Annotated in this window: 1 protein-coding gene; it reads left to right on the top strand. The window is 73.1% G+C overall.

Annotated elements, in window-relative coordinates:
• Positions 1-442: phytoene desaturase family protein (locus tag LPA54_RS38330; RefSeq protein ID WP_368857904.1), on the top strand; the 442-nt coding region annotated here is incomplete at its 5' end.
• Positions 443-457: the final 15 nt, after the last annotated feature.

Raw genomic sequence — 457 nt, 5'->3', positions numbered from 1 at the left:
GGAGAACCGCGCCCCCGACGCGCCGTTCCTCATCACGGTGCAGCCCTCCGTCGTCGACCCCACCCGGGCCCCCGACGGGAAGCACGTCTTCTGGGTCTACGGACACGTCCCGCACGGCTGGAACGGCGACCTCACCGACGCGATCGAACGCCAGCTGGAGCGGTTCGCGCCCGGCTTCCGCGACCGGGTGCTGGCCCGCGCCCCCGCGGGACCGCCCGAACTGGCCGCGCGCAACGCTAACTACATCGGCGGCGACATCGCCACCGGCGCGGTCTCCGGACTCCAGACGCTGCTGCGCCCCAAGCTGTCGCTGTTCCCGTACACGACACCGCACCCCGCCGTGTTCATCTGCTCGCAGGCCACCCCGCCCGGCCCCGGCGTGCACGGCATGCCCGGCCACAACGCCGCCAAGGCGGTATGGAGGAGGCTCCGCCAGACATGACCCCCAGGCTGACCC

The sequence above is a fragment of the Streptomyces sp. DH12 genome (assembly GCF_020873895.1).
In the GTDB taxonomy this organism is placed as follows: Bacteria; Actinomycetota; Actinomycetes; order Streptomycetales; family Streptomycetaceae; genus Streptomyces.
Note: the sequence above shows the minus strand (reverse complement) of the source record. Positions and strands in the feature narration are given on the sequence as shown.